The 15444-nt window shown below is 43.1% G+C and carries 13 protein-coding genes; 8 read left to right on the top strand and 5 right to left on the bottom strand.

The window, feature by feature from the left end; genetic code table 11:
* Positions 1–4: 4 nt before the first annotated feature.
* Together U5J89_RS12580 and U5J89_RS12575 are read right to left on the bottom strand one after the other, a co-directional pair.
* Positions 5–2092 (bottom strand): putative porin, encoded by a 2088-nt coding sequence (locus U5J89_RS12580; RefSeq protein ID WP_322575988.1) that lies wholly within the window; start codon positions 2090–2092, stop codon positions 5–7.
* Positions 2089–3375 (bottom strand): competence/damage-inducible protein A, encoded by a 1287-nt coding sequence (locus U5J89_RS12575; protein ID WP_322575987.1) that lies wholly within the window; start codon positions 3373–3375, stop codon positions 2089–2091. Before U5J89_RS12575 ends, U5J89_RS12580 begins: the two co-directional genes overlap by 4 nt.
* A gap of 127 nt (positions 3376–3502) precedes the next feature.
* On the opposite strand from U5J89_RS12575, the gene U5J89_RS12570 reads away from it, so the two are divergent.
* From U5J89_RS12570 to U5J89_RS12540, 7 genes are all read left to right on the top strand, one after another.
* A complete protein-coding gene (locus U5J89_RS12570; protein ID WP_322575986.1) occupies positions 3503–4114 on the top strand; it encodes a CDP-alcohol phosphatidyltransferase family protein in 612 nt (203 codons plus the stop codon).
* Entirely contained in the window at positions 4086–4559 is a 474-nt protein-coding gene (locus U5J89_RS12565; RefSeq protein WP_322575985.1) for a phosphatidylglycerophosphatase A, read from the top strand. The genes U5J89_RS12570 and U5J89_RS12565 overlap by 29 nt, the downstream gene beginning before the upstream one ends.
* A gap of 76 nt (positions 4560–4635) precedes the next feature.
* On the top strand, positions 4636–5277 hold the full coding sequence (gene pyrE, locus U5J89_RS12560; protein WP_322575984.1) for an orotate phosphoribosyltransferase: 642 nt from the start codon (positions 4636–4638) through the stop codon (positions 5275–5277).
* Between the two features lie 201 nt (positions 5278–5478).
* The gene (gene miaB, locus U5J89_RS12555) at positions 5479–6846 is read left to right on the top strand and encodes a tRNA (N6-isopentenyl adenosine(37)-C2)-methylthiotransferase MiaB (RefSeq protein WP_322575983.1); all 1368 of its coding nucleotides are present in this window, start codon (positions 5479–5481) and stop codon (positions 6844–6846) included.
* A gap of 196 nt (positions 6847–7042) precedes the next feature.
* Positions 7043–8347: a sigma-54 dependent transcriptional regulator gene (locus tag U5J89_RS12550; RefSeq protein WP_322575982.1), complete on the top strand. Its 1305-nt coding sequence runs from the start codon at positions 7043–7045 to the stop codon at positions 8345–8347.
* A complete protein-coding gene (locus tag U5J89_RS12545) occupies positions 8334–8852 on the top strand; it encodes an LptE family protein (RefSeq protein WP_322575981.1) in 519 nt (172 codons plus the stop codon). The genes U5J89_RS12550 and U5J89_RS12545 overlap by 14 nt, the downstream gene beginning before the upstream one ends.
* A gap of 86 nt (positions 8853–8938) precedes the next feature.
* Complete coding sequence (locus U5J89_RS12540; RefSeq protein ID WP_322575980.1) at positions 8939–9577, top strand: hypothetical protein; 639 nt, start codon at positions 8939–8941, stop codon at positions 9575–9577.
* Positions 9578–9587: 10 nt separating this feature from the next.
* Here the strand turns inward: U5J89_RS12540 and U5J89_RS12535 are convergent, their stop codons facing one another.
* The 3 genes from U5J89_RS12535 to U5J89_RS12525 all read right to left on the bottom strand — a co-directional run bounded on the left by U5J89_RS12535 (position 9588) and on the right by U5J89_RS12525 (position 12108).
* A complete protein-coding gene (locus tag U5J89_RS12535; protein ID WP_322575979.1) occupies positions 9588–10223 on the bottom strand; it encodes an MBL fold metallo-hydrolase in 636 nt (211 codons plus the stop codon).
* A gap of 92 nt (positions 10224–10315) precedes the next feature.
* Positions 10316–10534, bottom strand: coding sequence for a 50S ribosomal protein L31 (rpmE, locus tag U5J89_RS12530; RefSeq protein ID WP_322575978.1), 219 nt, complete (start codon positions 10532–10534; stop codon positions 10316–10318).
* 74 nt (positions 10535–10608) lie between these two features.
* Positions 10609–12108, bottom strand: coding sequence for a sigma 54-interacting transcriptional regulator (locus U5J89_RS12525; protein WP_322575977.1), 1500 nt, complete (start codon positions 12106–12108; stop codon positions 10609–10611).
* A 348-nt stretch (positions 12109–12456) separates the two neighbouring features.
* Between U5J89_RS12525 and U5J89_RS12520 the strand changes: the two genes are divergently transcribed.
* Positions 12457–15426 carry a TonB-dependent receptor gene (locus U5J89_RS12520; RefSeq protein WP_322575976.1) on the top strand — a complete coding sequence of 990 codons (2970 nt, stop codon included), beginning with the start codon at positions 12457–12459 and terminating at the stop codon, positions 15424–15426.
* Positions 15427–15444 lie beyond the last annotated feature (18 nt).

Genomic DNA, 15444 nt, shown 5'->3' with positions numbered 1-15444 from the left:
TATTTTAATTTCTAAAAAGTGCTCGCACGCTAAATATAAATCGGCGTTGCGACATGGGATAACGAGCAGTCTCAAAGTAGCCGAGTTGACTAACATCGTCAAGCACATTTTCCCACCGTAAAATAAACATAATAGAACGCACACGGGCCGAAATATTGACATCCAGCCTGTTGAACATCGGCAATTGCTGATCGTCACTTATCGACTGCCAGTAATTTAATTCAGGATAATAATGGTCGGCTTGATAGCGAAACGGTGCGGCCATCCCCGAAACCCCCGCTTTTACATAAGTAGCCCGATCAAATAGATAGCCTTTCCAGTAGGCGCTTCCTTTCAACCAAATCCGCTCTTGCGAAGACATAGGGATAGTACCGGATGGCGATAAATAACTATCCGTAAAGCGATGAAAAACGGCCGATCCTTCAAATTCAAAGTGCGTCAAATCCCATTCAAAAAAGGCCGTAGCTGATTGTGAAGCATAATTATCTACATTGGCAAAAAGACTATCTGCCATCATAACGCCGTCAGTAACCTCTTTGTGCTGTCCCCGAATGCCAATCTTGGTATCGGGAGTAAAATGATAGCTCAGTGTTCCCCGTATATCCTGTAATTTTTCATTTTCAAGATCGGGATTACCCTGAAACTGATCGGAATTCCAATACAATTGCTGCGGTGTGGGCATAATAGTGCCTGAGGATGCTCCTGCCTTGAGCAAAAATCCACCGATGGGAATTTCTGCTTCAGCATTTACCTGGTACGACTGGAATCCATCGGAGCGCATTTGCACTTCAGCATCACCCATTAAATCGATAACCGGAATAAAATCTAATAACAAACTTCCATCCGCTTTAGCCGTAGCCCAATTATCAGCGGCAAAACTTCTATTTTCCGGCGTTTGATTAATGGAATAATCGGCCTTGGCTCCGGCCTCGAGCTGCAGACCGCCCCATTGCCACCACTTCCGTGCATTAAGGCCAACTGTTGTTAGGCTATATCCGGTACTGTCACCCGGAAATGTTAAAAGGCGTTCATCGCTTCGGTGAAAAAGTCCCGCCCTGAAATTATCTTCTGTTTGAGTGCTGTCGGAATTACGCTGATAATAATTTAACGTAAGTATATTGTTTTTCTGATTAGTTATAGCTGAATTCTGAACCGCTGAAGCCGAGTAGCGATCAAAATTAAAGGTCCGCATATCCGACATATTGTATCCAAAAGGCTGACCGATATCGTAATTATTGGTGATGTAGTTAAGTTTCAGGTATTTGTTTTGGTCTAAATGATGACTGGCCTTCAGGTAAATTTGACGTCCGGTAATTTCGGAGTTGCTATATTCTCCCCCGGAACGCCGATCCCAGTAGCTTAATTCCACATTTGTCCGCTGCGATAAATTGTGACTCACCTCAAACTCCAGGTTGCGATAATTGAACTTACTCTCGCTGTAGATCAGCCTGGAAAGCGGCTTATTTATATAATACTGGTGATGATAAAATCTTGACTCGTGCACGGTACCCAAATCATCAGAATAAAAATCAGCTATCTTATTTTCGGGAATAAGCTCCCAGTTAACAATTCCCGAAACAGGATCATTTAACGATATATCCTCCCAATACAACTGCTGGTGACGCGGTTCGTGCGCATTGCGCTGTACGGCATTAGATCGAATATTTGTCCCCAGCCGGTAGCTGATAACACCCGGCTCTTGATTAAGTTTATAGGTCCAGTCCGGCCAATTCTGCCACCGCAGGGTACTGTCGGTAGCCGTGCGTTTGGCTCCCAGCGGCGCATGAAATTCCCAAGGATTCACCTTGAAAAGTTCTTTTTCCTCTTCTTGTGATGCAGGTTGATCGGGGGTATCCTGCAGGGCTGCTATATTCAACGGAAAACGAAAAAGCGTATCTGTTACCGCAGTATCAAAAGTAACAGTATCAATATTTACCGCAGGAAATTCCGGCGGATATAAAAAGAGCGTATCCGTTGCAGCAGAATCCAATGCTACCGAGTCGACAGTGGTAGAATCGACTTGGGCCACGGCTGTTGAAAGACAAGCCGTAAGCAATATCAAAAGCATGTATGTGGTGCGTAATAATTTCAAGCCGGATATTTTTTGAGCCCGTATGGCATTCCTTCTATTCCCATGATCGATCGTCTGACTATTTCTAAAGCAACGGCCGCCGAACGCTCTTTATTGATCAGTCGATCATTCGTAAAGCGAGCTTTAACAGCAAAATGTTCATCACGACTCCAGTATCCAATCCAAACCGTTCCTACCGGCTTTTCTTCCGTGCCACCGCCCGGTCCGGCAATACCAGTTGTAGAAATACCGATATCGGCCCCCAACCTTTCCGCAACGCCTTTTGCCATCTGCAGTGCCACCGGTCTGCTTACGGCGCCCTGCCGATTTAGATCATCCGCCGAAACCCCAAGATGGTCTACTTTTACCTCGTTCGCATAAGCAATAACACCTCCCATCATATATCGACTGCTGCCCGGTACGTCCGTAATAGCATTTCCCAGGTAACCACCGGTACAACTCTCCGCAACACTTAATGATATCCCTTTTGAGGCTAATAATTTGCCAACCGCTTTCGCCAGATTAAGATCTTTGCCCTCACCAATTATGTATTTTCCGGCTTTCTGCATGATATGATTTCGAACAGGATCTATTCGCTCATCAATTTCTCTATCCGAATTGCCGTAAGCACTTATTCGGATCTTGGTCCCCTGTGTACTCGGCAGATAGGCTACGCTAACATGATCGGGTAATACATCCCCAAGCGGACCCACGACCTTATCGCTGAGCGTACTTTCGCCAATCCCGGCCGTGGTAATATAGTGTGAACGACGAAATTCCGTATCCCCATTAATGCTCCTCACCTTTGGTATTACCTTTTCATTCATCAGGTGTTTCATTTCGTGGGGTACGCCAGGCAGCACCGCCAGATTCACCGAATCGCGATCGAACCACATGCCCGGAGCCGTTCCTTGTGTATTAAAAAGCACTTCACAGCAATCAGGTACTTCGGCTTGGTGATAATTCGACTTACTAAATGGGATGTTGCGCTTCTTAAACACCTTTTTAATGAACTCCAGTACAGAATCTTCTAGAACCAGTTCACAATCAAAAAGCTCGGTCACGGCCCGTTTCGTAATATCGTCGTGGGTGGGACCAAGTCCACCGGTTGTAATAATAAGGTCGGTTGACGATAATGCCTCCGATAAAATATCCTTCATCGTATCCAGATCATCGCCAATCGTATAAATATGGGTCACATCAACTCCCGCCTCGGTAAGCACATCGCCCAGCCAGCTGGCATTAGTATTTACCGTATCACCGATAAGTAATTCATTTCCTATAGATATTATCCGGCATTGCATATAGCATCGATATTTTATGTTGAGCAAAAATCGTTGATCAAAATATTAAACTCTGGCAGCTTTTCGAAGCTAATTATTGTGTCACAAAAAAGATTTAATTCTCTATAACAATTACTATCTTTGAGCCGTGCGTCAAATACCCAACATATTGAGTACTATCCGTATTATTTTGGCTCCCATCTTCTTAATCCTGTATGTGCAGGATGAAGTGGTGTGGCGTGCCCTAAGTGTAGGTATTTTTGCCGTAGCCGTGGTCACCGATTTTTTTGACGGGTATATCGCCCGCATGTACAGTGCTGAAACTGAATACGGAGTATTTTTAGATCCCCTGGCCGACAAGTTTTTGACCTTTGCAGGGTTTATCTGTTTGCCCTTTATTGATACTGCCCAATTTCCCTGGTGGGCTATTGGAGTTATTGTTTTCAGGGATATATTTGTCACCGGTATGCGCATGTTGGCTGATTACCGCAACATTACGATGGATACCCGCCTTACGGCTAAGGCAAAAACCTTAAGCCAGATGTTTTTCCTTTATATAGTACTTATGGTGGGCGTTTTTATCGAAACGGATGTGTGGCTCAGCAGTTACTGTGTACAGCTCCTGCAATCAGGAATTTTAGGCTGGCTGATGATGATCATCGTGGCCATCACCGTTTATTCGGGAATAGAATATGCTTTTATTAACAGAAAAATATTTTCACTACAGAAAGATGCCAAAACTAAAACCGATACTCGGTAGTTTCTTTAACGCCGGATTTTTACCAAACGCCCCGGGTACATGGGGTAGCTTTTTCGCACTTTTCCCCATCTATTTTGTGGGATTATATAGCCCGTGGTACGGAATGGCTCTGTTGACAATACTATTTTCCTATATTACTGTTTGGGTATCCGAAGAGTGCGAAGAAGAATGGGGGGGCGATCCCTCTCCCCTGGTGATGGACGAGTTTGCCGGTCAGGCTATGACCTTTATCGCTGTTCCCTTTAGCGGAATTCTTTCACAAGATTTACTTTTACTGCTCGTTGGATTTATCTTCTTTCGCTTTTTTGACATTCAGAAGCCACTTGGCGTCAACAAATTGCAAGAAATTCCCGGCGGTTGGGGCATTCTTGTTGATGACCTACTGGCCGGAGTTTATGCACTGATATGTATGCAGGGACTTTTATATATTTTAGAAATTATTTAATAATATACTAATCAATCGGTAAAGTCTTTTCGTTATTATTAACGTTGATTAGCACGCGAACTATTAATACTTGTATATGATTATTGATCAAACATTTGCCAAAGAAATTGCACTTGATTTACTCGACATTAACGCGGTTATCCTCCGCCCCAACGATCCCTTTACGTGGTCATCGGGATGGAATTCGCCCATCTATTGCGATAACCGTCTGACAATGCGATATCCTAAAATCCGCAAAAAGATTGCAAAAAAATTGGTCGAATTTATTTCCCAGAAATATCCCGATGTAGAAGTTATCACGGGAACAGCCACGGCAGGTATTCCGCATGCTGCTTGGGTAGCCGAAAACATGGACAAACCTATGTCATACGTCCGCGCCAAGGCCAAAGCATATGGACTAGGTAACCAGATCGAGGGCGGGATCCAAAAAGAAGAAACAACGATCGTCATCGAAGATTTAATCTCTACCGGTGGATCAGCAATCTCCGTTGTAGAAGCTCTGCAGTTTATCGGCGCCGAAATTGAAGCCGTGCTGAGTATTTTCACCTACGGATTTGACAAAGCCAACAAGCGATTCAAGAAAGTCGGCGTACCCATGTTTACGCTCACCGATTATGCTACACTTATTGATGTAGCAAGCAAAAACGATTACGTAAACGAATCGGATCTGGAAACCTTGGCCGAATGGCGCAAAACCCCCGAAACCTGGCCGAACTGATTCTAAGGTTTACCTAATTTTCTAAACTTGGTAAACCTTTTCCTCTTCTATTTACATCTGGTTACAATATAAGCTGTTAAGTCCCCGGCACTTATAAAGTGCCGGGGACTTAAGATATTATCATTTCAAAACTTTCATAAAGAGCGAATCTATTCTTATATTTATCAGTCTAAATAATCAGGAATAAAACAGCCCCTTACAGTGGATCAACGCAACTTTTATATCGAGACATACGGCTGTCAGATGAACGTATCTGATACCGAGATCGTCAATTCCATTTTGATGGAGGAAGGCATGCAGCCGGTTGACGAGCCCGACAATGCCGAAATCATTTTTATCAACACCTGTTCTATTCGCGAAAATGCCGAAGAACGCGTCTGGAATCGCCTTAAAGAATTTAAAGCCCTCAAAAGAGAACGGAAAGATCGTGAAATGACGGTGGGCGTACTGGGCTGTATGGCCGAACGCATCCGCGAAAAAATAATGGAGAAGGAAGAGCTCGTTGATCTCGTTGTGGGTCCAGATGCCTATCGCGATTTGCCGAAGCTACTCTCTGATGTTGAGGACGGACAAAAGGCCGCAAACACTATTCTTTCGCTTGAAGAAACCTACGCCGACATTAAACCCGTTCGTCGCAATGACAACGGTGTCAGCGCATTTGTTACTATTATGAGGGGTTGCGATAATATGTGTGCCTTTTGCGTGGTACCGTTTACGCGTGGACGTGAACGAAGCCGCACGGCTGAAAGTATTATCGAAGAATTGCAGGAGCTTAGCGATCAAGGATATAAAGAAGTAACTCTGCTGGGTCAAAACGTAAACTCCTACGACGATGGTGATAACTCGTTTGCTGACTTGATGTATAAAGCCAGTCAAGTTGATCCGGAGATGAGAATTCGCTTCTCCTCACCACACCCGAAGGACTTTCCCGAAGAACTGCTCGAAATTATTGCCGAACAGCCAAATCTTTGCAACTATATCCACATTCCGGCACAATCCGGAAACAATGATGTGCTGGAACGGATGCGACGCCCCTACACTCGTGAGCAGTATTTAGATCTTGTTGAAAAAATGCGTGATATCATTCCGGGCGTCACTTTATCCACGGATATTATTACCGGTTTTTGCGGAGAAACCGAAGAAGAGCACGAAGATACCATGTCGCTGATGGCCGAGGTAAAATACGATCTGGCCTACATGTTTGCCTACTCCGAACGCGGACGTACCCTGGCACAAAGAAAGTATGAAGACGACGTTCCTGAAGAAGTCAAAAAACGCCGCCTCTCTGAGATTATCGAACAGCAGATGAACATTCAGGAGGAGCTGAACAAAAAAGAAATTGGCAGACGACATCTTGTGCTTGTTGAAGGCACTAGCAAGCGATCCGACGAACAGCTTTGCGGACGAACAGATACCAATAAAATGGTCGTTTTTGATCGACCTGATCACATTGAAAAAGGTGATTATGTTGAGGTTACAATATCGGACTGCACATCAGCTACGTTGATGGGTGACTTCATTAAAAAAAGCAGTATTCAGGAGTTTAGCCGGGAAACAGTAGCTGCATAAATTTCTTGACTGAATTATTTTATTCAATCAGTCCATTTATAAACAGTCAACAGATAGTTCCTGAGAAACGCTTTTAAAGCAGCTCTCGTTGTTATATTGCTGTGGAATCTTTATGTATCTAAAGCAGTAATTATTACCTTTACTAAAACAAAATTGTTTTTTTAAAACAAATACTTTTTAAACGAGCTTCTCCCCTATGGATCGTGAAGCATTTCAAGAACGATTTGGACTTATTGGAGAATCTGCTGCGCTTAAGCAGGTTATCGACAAAGTTATACAGGTAGCCGACACCGATATTACCGTGCTGTTAGAAGGTGAAAGTGGCGTTGGTAAAGATGTGACGGCCAAAGCCATTCACGAAATAAGTCACCGCAGCAAAAACAATATGGTTATCGTCAACTGCGGGGCCATTCCCGAAGGCATTATTGAAAGTGAGCTTTTTGGACACGAAAAAGGTGCTTTTACTGGAGCTCATGAAGCGCGCGAAGGATATTTTGAGAAAGCAAACGGCGGGACTATTTTTCTGGATGAAATTGGCGATACTCCTCCTAACATCCAGGTAAAATTACTCCGGGTACTCGAAACAGGAGAATACTTTCGAGTTGGATCAAGCAGCTTTCGCAAAACTGATGTACGGGTGTTAGCTGCTACCAATAAGGATTTATGGCAGCTGGTTCAGGATAATGATTTTCGCGAAGATCTCTACTACCGTCTCGATACCGTTAAAGTAAAACTTCCCCCGCTCCGCGAGCGACCCGATGATATTATCCCCATTTTTAGAAAGTTTGTTACCGAATTTTCTGCTAAGTACGATTCGGTATTCAAGGGCTTTTCGGATGATGCCAAAGAGCTTTTAATATCGTACCGCTGGCCCGGTAACGTCCGTGAGCTTCGCAATGTGGCCGAGCAGCTGGTAGTGCTTGAAAAATCTCAATTTATCGATACCGAAAAATTACAGAAGTATCTCAAAGGACGACAACACGAAGGCTCGGCCGACAACCTCCCGGTTCTTGCTGGTAAAGATTCCCAGGAAGGATCAAACGGAGCCTTCGGAAATGACGATCAGCGACTTATTTACCGGGCCCTTGTAGAGCTTCAAAGTGATATTGGCGACCTGAAAAAGATGCTGGGAACCTTCCTTTATTCAACATTTTCGCAAAAAAATATGAAGGCTCTGCCCCAAAATATCCAAGATGAGTTTAACCAAGGTAATATGGGTGATGTTGAAATGGATGTAGATATCGGCGACGCTGCAGATGAGGAGATTGGCGGCGTTGAATCTTTTGCCGAAGCCGATATTTCGGAAGAGGAATCTGACGAAGACAACTTATTTTATCAGTTTTTTAATGAAGATGAAGTTCCCTCAATAGAAAAAGCAGAGCAATTTTTAATTGAACAAGCCCTAAGAAAATTTGACGGTAATCGCCGCAAGGCATCCGAAGCGCTGGGCGTAAGCGAACGAACCCTTTACCGTAAGCTGGACCAATATGATCTGCAATAAAAAACGGGGACTTCTTGCTGTACTACTCATCGCTTTTGTTCTAAGCGGCTGTTTTCGATATAGCTTTACGGGAACTTCTATACCTGATGATGTAAACTCTGTCTATATACCCTTCTTTGCTGATCAATCTTCGGGCGGCACGGGCAATCTGAGTGATCAGCTGAATACCGCTTTGGTTAATCGATTTATCAATCAAACAAGACTGCAGCTTTCGAATTCCCGAGATGGCGCTGATGCCGTATTGGAAGGATCTATTATCAGCTATGCCAATGAACCTTTTAGTGTAACCGGCGAAGGCCAGAGCAGTTTAAACGAAGTAAGTATATCTGTGCGGGCTACCTTTCAATATACCGATAAGGAGCAAGCCGAATGGAGCAGTACGTTCCGTGGATCAGACACCTATGATACCAACGAAAATCCTATTGAAGGAGAAACAAACGCTGCCGTAGAAGCCCTCAATCAAATAGCTGACAATATGTTTAATGATGCCGTAAGTGGTTGGTAATGTGGAAGAATATTTTGATGAGCAGCACAAATCTATTTATATAATAGGCGTAAAAAAATTGGTTGGGAATCAGTAAAATTTAACAAATGCCTCAGTTACCGTTTAAAATTCCAAAGTCGCTGGCTTCTTATGCCGAACATTTTGACAAGGAGCCCATCGAAGCTACGAAACGATTAAAAAAGCAGCTCAAGAAAAGAGGTCCTGATGCCGTTGGACATTTTTTGCTGGCATGGTTTTATCACTTAGAGGATATGAACGAGCAGGCTGTTGAAGAAGCCGTAAAAGCTCGCATATTCGCTCCCGGAAGCCCCTTTTTCGAAAAACTACATTATTATCTGAGTCATCCCAATACCTTTGAAGCGTGGACACCTGATGCTGAAACGGTATCATCCAAAAAAAATAGCCAATCAATAGATGAACCGGGCCCTGTTTTAAATTTGGATTCGCTCATTCAAAAACTCGCTTCGGTTGAATCAAAGCGGATACGACCGGACGAGAAAGAAGAATCAAAGGATAAGAAAAATAAGAAGATCTCAGCTGATGATGTTGATGATATTGTCTCGGTAACGCTAGCCCAAATCCATGAACGGCAGGGCAAGATCGATGCTGCTATCCGTACCTATGAACGACTCAAAGAATTGAAACCCGAGCAAAGAGAACAATATCAGGAAGAGATTATCCGGCTCAAAAACACAAAAGAGCAAGACAACAACGAGGAAGAATAACACCTCACCTCTATCCTGTTACGAAAGGATTGGCCTTTTTCTCATGCCCAATCGTTGTTTTTTCTCCATGACCCGGATACACCACCGTACCATCCGGCAGAGAATACAGCTGCTCTCGTATAGATCGTTCTAACACCTTAAAATCTCCTTTATAAAGATCAGTACGACCTATACCCTCTCTAAAAAGCGCATCGCCGGCAATAACAATGCCGTCGGATTTACTGTAAAGTGAAACGTGATCAGGAGCATGGCCGGGCGTGTATCTTACATCAAAAGAAAAGTTCCCAATGTTCCACTCGTCTGTAATTGGTAAAATATCAGGATCAAAAGAAAAACCATCGGAGCTAAATCCAAACATGGCTGCCTGCGAACCAAAGTTATTCCACAGATATCGATCCTTTTCGCTTAAATAAACAGGAAGATCAAAATCATCGACTACTCTTTGCAAACCCAACACATGGTCTACATGAGCATGTGTTAATACTACAGCAAATAGATCTAAATCACGATCATCAATAGTGTTTTTTAATTTTTGATATTCCGAATCCTCCAAAAAACCGGGATCTATAATCAGGGCCTGTTCCCCCTCAGTAATCAGGTAGGTGTTTTCAGCAAATGGTCCTACGGTATATTTAATAACGTTCATAAAAAGAAGTCATGCGTTAAAAGAATAATCAAATAAAAAAGGGATGCATCTCCTTATGAAATGCATCCCTAAATTCCTTGAGCTTCCAAACGTTAATCGTCTTGCTTGCCGTAACGCTTCTTAAAGCGATCGATACGACCGGCTTTCTTCTGGAAGTTCATGTTGCCGGTATAGAAAGGATGGTTCTTCGAATCAACCTCGCTGCGATACACACCGTCTTCGGTATCTATCGTACTACGGGTTTTAAATTCAGTACCATCGCTCATCACAACCGTAATCTCTTTGTACTCTGGGTGAATTCCTTCTTTCATGGGACTATATAATTTCTTTATTGCTTAATTCGGTCGGTAAATATAAGGTCTTAGCAGCCTACTTGCAATCATAATCACTGTTCAAAATCCTCAAAATCATCCAGATCATCAATAGATCCGAGCATGCTACCCAGCATATCGGAATAGCTGCGAGCATTATCCAGATCCTCTTTACCTATCATCGAATGCTGGTGTAGTGCCTCAATAACAAAATCCATAAGTACATACTGATCGTTGTCCTTGTCGATCAACGAGTTTTCCTCTACCAATGATGAGAGCCCATCGACATCATCAAGCAATGATTCATACTCTTTTCGACTCATGTTATCACTAATGTTTAGGCTATGCCCATCGGCAAACCAATCGAGCACCGGTTGATATATATTATTATCACTTTTTTTCTGTTCGGCGGGATCGGGAAAGTACCGAGCAAATGTTTTCTTAATCGCTTTACCAATGATATGCTTTGCCACATTCAAAGCTCCCTCCTGCTCACCTTCGTAAACCAATTCAAGCTTGCCGGTCAATGCAGGTACGATATGAAATACATCCGTGATACGTGCCACCGTTTCCGACTCATTATTCACCAGTGCCCGCCGTTCAGCTGCAGAAATAAGCTGCTCCATTGCTGTGATTGTCATCCGGGTAGACACACCGCTCTTTTGATCGATATATTCTGATTCCCTCGCTTCAAAAGCAATCTGTTCCAACAATTCCTTGATCAACGGCGGAATCGTCACGTCCACAGCTCCATCGCGCGAAATCCAGGCTTCCTGCTGGGTAATTTTCATTCCCGTTTCCAGCTCTTGGGGATAATGCGTTAAAATCTGAGAATCGATACGATCTTTCAGTGGCGTAATAATACTTCCGCGGTTAGTATAATCCTCGGGATTGGCAGAAAACACCATCAGAACATCCAGTGGAATACGAATGTTAAAGCCTCGAATCTGTATATCACGTTCCTGCATAATATTAAGGAGTGCCACCTGAATGCGCGGCTGTAGATCTGGCAGCTCATTGATAGCAAAAATTCCACGATTCGTGCGTGGTACCAGCCCAAAATTTATGACGTTTTCATCAGCCAATGTCAACTTTTCGGCCGCTGCCTTAATGGGGTCAATATCACCGATCAGATCGGCCACGGCGGTATCGGGCGTCGCCAGTTTTTCGCCATATCGCTCACTGCGATGGATCCAGCGAATGGGCGTATCGTCTCCTTTTTCTTCTACCAGCTCCCTGGCTTGCTTAGATATCGGATTAAATGGATCGTCATTGATCTCCGATCCCTCGATAATGGGTATGTACTCATCCAGAAAAGAAGTCAGCTGGCGCAGTATTTTAGTCTTCGCCTGTCCCCGTAATCCCAGCAATATAATGTCGTGCTTTGCCAACAGCGCATGCTGCAGCTGTGGGATAACGGACTTGTCATATCCCATGATATCGGGAAAAAGTGTTTCCCCTGATTTTATTTTCTCGATCAAGTTTTGTCGTATTTCTTCCTTAACCGAAATGGACTCCCAGCCTGATTCCTTTAAATCGCCTAACGTGTGAACAGTATTTCGTAGTTTTTCCATCGACCTCATAAATAGTTTTATAATTCTGAACAATTAAGAACCCAAGAACAAGCAGAATCATTTCATTAAAAAGGGACATATTTTTTATCACGAACCTTCTCAAGGTAAACGACTTGTTTAAAGTATAAAAAATTTACCGATTGAGTACGTATTTACTTGAATCTCTCCTTATAAATTGTTAGATATCAGGAGATATGAAAGCGCTTACATATCCTATTGAAAATTAAATTTTTTTATTCGGCATGTAAGCGCTTTCATCTATAGTTTTAATTAACAATGGTCAACACATTTTATCCTCTATTAAAGAGTATGTTCAAGACTTATCCACAATAATCTAAACCAATCTCTATGATACCAATCAAAAAGCTACTAATTACGTCGTGTCTGATTCTGGGGCTCTCGCTTCCCGGGTTAGCACAGACTTCTGTATCGGGAACGGTAACAGACGCTCAATCAGGAGAAACCCTGCCGGGTGTTAACATTACTGTTAAAAATATGCCCGAACGCGGAACTGCTACCAATGCAAACGGAACCTATACTTTAAATGTACCATCGTTGCAAGATACGCTGGTTTATTCTTTTGTAGGATTCGTGAAGCAAGAAGTCCCAATCAATGGTCGAACAACTATTGATGTTGCCCTTTCACCCGATGTGCAACAACTCGATGATGTTGTTGTTATCGGTTACGGAACGCAGGATGTCGACGACAATACCGGATCAGTTACATCCATAAATTCTGAAGATTTTAATGAAGGTGCTATTACTTCTCCCGAAGAACTATTTCAGGGTAAGGCGGCCGGTGTCACTGTAACATCAAATGACGGTGCGCCCGGTAGCGGTGCTACAATACGAATTCGCGGAGGTTCTTCTCTCTCGGCCAGCAACGATCCCCTCTTTGTAATTGATGGGGTTCCGCTGGATGGTGGAGGTATTTCAGGAATGAGAAACCCACTCAATACGATTAATCCCAATGACATTAAGTCGATCTCAATTCTGAAAGATGCTTCTGCAACGGCTATTTATGGTTCGCGTGCTTCTAATGGAGTGGTACTTATTACCACGAAACGGGGAAGTGTAGAACGTGGTTTTGAAGCCAGTTATACCGGCAATCTTTCGTATCAAACAAAATCAAAAGAGTTAGATATTCTCTCGGCTGATGAGTTTAGCACAACTGTTGAACAAAATTTGAACCCTTCAGCCGTACAATTACTTGGAGAAGCAAATACCGACTGGCAGAGTCAAATTTATGAGGATGCCATCAGCCAGGAACATAACCTAAGTTTTTCTGGTGCTGTTAGTGAAGTTCCTTATCGAGTCTCATTAGGATTTAACGGCAATAACGGTATCCTTAAAACTTCTAACATGGATCGCTTAACCGGATCGATTGCTGTTAATCCCTCGTTCCTGGATAACGATCTGAAAGTTGATCTTAACTTAAAAGGATCTCGTGTCGCTAACCGATTTGCAAACCGCGGAGCTATTGGATCAGCCATTACTTTTGATCCAACTAAACCAGTAACAGCAGAAAATGACTTTGGTAATTATTTCGCATGGACTGATCAGAATGGCAATCCCATTTCGATAGCACCATCCAACCCATTGGCAATGCTGGAGCAAACCCAGGATGAATCAACTGTTTATCGAACAATTGGTAGTGCCAAAATTGATTATACCCTTCCATTCGAAGAAAATCTGGTAGCGACATTAAACACGAGTTTTGATTATTCTGATGTAGCTGACGGTAATTATATCGTGACAGACCAAGCTGCCTATGCATATGTAGGTCAAGGACAACCCAATGGTACCAGAACATCTTATGATCAGCGGAAAGAGAATGAAACCCTCGACTTCTATCTGAATTACAAAAAAGATTTAGAGTCTATTAACAGCAAGTTAGATGCAACAGCTGGTTACTCCTGGGAACACCATTATGAGGAAAGTTCCAACTTCGTAACGAACTTTAATACCTCTGATACCTTGGTTGTTGATCAGGATACCGACTTTAAAACTGAGCATTACATCGTTTCATTCTTTGGTCGGGTTAACTATACCTTCAATGACAAGTACTTATTTACAGGTACACTGCGTCAGGATGGAACTTCTCGCTTTGCAGAAGATGAGCGCTGGGGACTCTTCCCTTCCGCTGCTCTAGCATGGAAAATCCATGAAGAACCCTTTATGGATGGTTTTGAGGATCTCAACGAGCTGAAGTTACGTTTGGGTTACGGTATAACCGGTCAGCAGCGAATTGGTCAGGGTGATTATCCCTACCTGGCACGATATACCGCGAGTCAACCCACGGCCCGTTACCTATTCGGTAATGAATTTGTAACCACACTTCGACCTGAGGGATATAATGCCAACCTGAAGTGGGAAGAAACGACCACTTATAATATCGCCTTTGATTACGGATTCTTCAATGACCGATTGTTTGGTTCTGTTGAAGCTTATCATCGCAGAACCGATGATCTTCTGAACGTAATTCCCGTACCCGCCGGCACTAACTTTACCAACCGGATTCTATCAAATATTGGTACGCTGGAAGTACAAGGGCTTGAGCTAAACGTTACGGGTAGAGTTATTTCTACGGAAGATTCATATCTTGAAATAGGATTTAACGCTACTCATAACGTAAATGAAATTACCAAGCTTACAAACGTACAATCAGAAGATTACATTGGTGTAGAAACCGGAGGAATTTCCGGCGGAGTTGGCAATACTATTCAGATTCACAGTGTAGGCCACCCAAGAAGTTCGTTCTACGTCTATGAGCAGGTATATGATGAAAACGGAAATCCTTTAGACGGTGTTTATGTTGATCGTAATGAAGACGGACAAATTACGGCAGATGACAAATACCGATATGAAGATCCCGCTCCCGATTTCACCTTTGGATTGTCATCCAAGTTTGAATACAAAAATTGGGATGCATCATTCTCTGCCCGAGCGAATGTCGGCAACTATGTATACAATAACGTAGCGTCTAATCACACGGTGTATGAATTTATGTTCAACAGCCAGGGATATTTAAATAATGCCCTTACGGACATTAATACTATGGGCTTTAGCAACGCACAATATCAGTCTGACCATTATGTAGAGAATGCATCATTCCTGCGCATGGATAATATCACAATAGGATATAGCTTTGGTTCTATTTTTGAACAGGTTAAATCAATGCGTGTATCCGGAACGGTGCAAAACGCTTTTGTGATAAGCAATTACAGCGGGCTTGATCCCGAGGTGTTCAGTGGTATTGATAACAACGTATATCCACGGCCTCGTACCTTTATTCTCGGCCTTAGCCTGAATTTTTAATTGAAATATTTTAAAAAC

This window comes from Fodinibius sp., assembly GCF_034521915.1.
Lineage (GTDB): Bacteria > Bacteroidota > Rhodothermia > Balneolales > Balneolaceae > Fodinibius.
This window is presented reverse-complemented; position numbering and strand designations above follow the sequence as displayed.